Origin of the sequence: Kitasatospora sp. NPDC059817 (assembly GCF_042731835.1) — a bacterium.
GTDB lineage: Bacteria > Actinomycetota > Actinomycetes > Streptomycetales > Streptomycetaceae > Kitasatospora.
In genome coordinates this window covers 1-1,678 of record NZ_JBHWIR010000422.1, presented here as the reverse complement: position 1 = coordinate 1,678, position 1,678 = coordinate 1, and the positions used below count along the sequence as shown (strand labels likewise).

The window sequence follows — 1,678 nt, the reverse complement described above, 5'->3', positions numbered from 1 at the left end:
TGTCGTCGACGGGTGAAATTAGGGCCACGGACGGCGCATCAAAAGCGGGCCACTGCGTGATCTCTTGAACATCCTGACTTCACTGGTATGGGAGTCAGGAGGAAGAGAGGTGATTGGCGTGGAGGACTGGGCTGAGATCCGCCGGCTGCACCGGGCAGAGGGCCTGTCGGCCCGTGCGGTGGCCCGGCACTTGGGGATCTCCAGGGGCACCGTGCTGCGGGCCCTTGCCTCGGACCGGCCGCCGGTCTACCAGCGTCCGCTGAAGGGCTCGGCGGTGGATCGGGTCGATCCCGCCATCCGCGAGCTGTTGAAGCAGACCCCGACCATGCCGGCCACGGTGATCGCCGAGCGGATCGGGTGGGACCGCGGCCTGACCATCCTCAAGGAACGGGTGCGCGAGTTGCGGCCCGCCTATCTTCCGGTCGACCCGGTTTCGCGCACGGTCTACTCGCCCGGTGAGCTTGCCCAGTGTGATCTGTGGTTCCCGCCGGTGGACATCCCGCTGGGCTATGGACAGACGGGCCGACCCCCGGTGCTGGTCATGGTGTCGGGCTACTCGCGGATGATCACGGCCCGGCTGCTGCCGTCCCGCACGACCGCCGACCTGATCGACGGACATTGGCGGCTGCTGACTGGCTGGCAGGCGGTCCCGAAGATGCTGGTCTGGGACAACGAGAGCGGGGTCGGGCAGGGGAAGCTGACGTCGGAGTTCGCGGCGTTCGCCGGCCTGCTCGCGATCCGGATCCATCTCTGTCGGCCTCGCGACCCGGAAGCGAAAGGCCTGGTGGAACGGGCGAACGGCTATCTGGAGACGAGCTTCCTGTCCGGCCGCACCTTCGCCGGGCCAGACGACTTCAACACCCAGCTGGCCGCCTGGCTGCAGATCGCCAACCGCAGACACCACCGCGTGATCGGCTGCCGTCCCCTCGAGCGATGGGAGGCCGACAGGCAGGCGATGCTCGCCCTGCCGCCGGTCGCCCCACCGAACTGGTGGCCCCAGACGACCCGGCTGGGCCGCGACCACTACATCCGCGTCGACACCTGCGACTACTCCGTCCACCCCCGCGCGATCGGCCAGCAGATCACCGTCCGCACGGACACCGAGGAGATCGTCGCCACCACCCGCGCGGGCGAGACAGTCGCCCACCACAGCCGCTGCTGGGCCCGCCACCAGACCATCACCGATCCCGAGCACGGCGCCGCGGCCGAGGTCCTGCGCGGCCAGGCGATCCGTCAGCGGGCCGCACACACCAGGGCCCGAGGCCTGGCCGGCCTGGCCCCGGACGACCTGGGCGTCCAGGTCGAACAGCGCGAGCTCGGCACCTACGACCGCATGTTCACCCTCATCGAGGGCGGCGCCGGAAAGGAGGACAGCTGATGCCCACCACCAGCAAGCCTACGGCTCGCACCACCCGGCAGACCACAGCCGACCTGGCCTTCCTCGCCCGCGCGATGAAGGCACCCGCACTGCTGGACGCCGCCGAACGGCTCGCCGAACGCGCCCAGACCGAGTCCTGGAGCCACCTCGAATACCTCGTCGCCTGCCTGCAGCGCGAGGTCTCCGCCCGCGACAGCCACGGCGGCGAGCAACGCATCCGGCAGGCGCGCTTCCCCGCGATCAAGACCATCGAGGAACTCGACCTCGCCCACCTGCGGGGCATGACCCGCCAGCAGCTAG

At 69.9% G+C, this 1,678-nt stretch carries 2 protein-coding genes; both read left to right on the top strand.

The genetic code is table 11. From position 1 onward, the window contains the following. The first annotated feature begins 109 nt into the window (after positions 1 to 109). The gene (gene istA, locus ACFV61_RS35935) at positions 110 to 1,378 is read left to right on the top strand and encodes an IS21 family transposase (protein ID WP_380496383.1); all 1,269 of its coding nucleotides are present in this window, start codon (positions 110 to 112) and stop codon (positions 1,376 to 1,378) included. Then, positions 1,378 to 1,678 (top strand): ATP-binding protein (locus ACFV61_RS35930; RefSeq protein WP_380496381.1); only part of this gene is annotated, 301 nt, incomplete at its 3' end. The genes istA and ACFV61_RS35930, both read left to right, overlap by 1 nt.